This window comes from Phycicoccus sp. DTK01, from assembly GCF_017312765.1.
GTDB lineage: Bacteria > Actinomycetota > Actinomycetes > Actinomycetales > Dermatophilaceae > Phycicoccus > Phycicoccus jejuensis.
The window spans coordinates 1-640 of sequence record NZ_BOPU01000039.1 but is presented as its reverse complement, the minus strand read 5'-3'; the positions used below and the strand labels follow the sequence as shown (position 1 = coordinate 640).

Genomic DNA, 640 nt, shown 5'->3' with positions numbered 1-640 from the left:
CGTTGCCGCGCGTGAGCAGGTCGTCCACGCCGGAGGTGTTGATGTTGATCTGCGCGTACTCGTAGCTGCCGTTGCGCAGGTTGCCTTCGCGGCTGATGCGCAGCTGGCGCTGCAGCCGGTCGCCGTGGTCGTTGTCGGTGCCACTGATGCGCGCGCGCCAGTCCTTCGATGCGTAACGCGATTCCTTCGGAAGATCGGTGAAGCGGCGCATCACCTGCCAGTTGAGGTAGTTGGTGCTGTTGCGCTGCAGGTAGCCGAAGTCGTTGATCTCCAGCTCGTTGCCGAAATGCATCGCGAGCCACTGCTGGCGCCAGCCGTGGTCCATCTCGTAGTTGACCCACATCGTCGCACCGTTGTCGTCGGTGGTGCGGCCGTGCCCGTCGATCTGGCTGCCGATCACTCGCGTTTCCACGCTCACGCGCGCCGTCGGGCGCCAGTTGTGGTCCACGCCCATCACGGTGGCGGTGCGATCCAGGAACGGCCGGACGACATACGTCACCACCGCGCCGAGGTTCTGCTTGGCGAGGTCGCGCACCACGCGCACCGCGCCGAACGTGCGGCCGACTTCATCGGCTTCGTCGGCGGCGAACAGGCCGTACTTCGTCGCGCCGATGCTGCCGTTGAGCTTCACCGCCGCGGT

The 640-nt window shown here is 66.2% G+C and carries 1 protein-coding gene; it reads right to left on the bottom strand.

Annotated elements, in window-relative coordinates; translation table 11 throughout:
• The coding region (locus J3473_RS19275; protein ID WP_207025414.1) for a hypothetical protein at window positions 1-640 on the bottom strand (640 nt) is incomplete at both ends.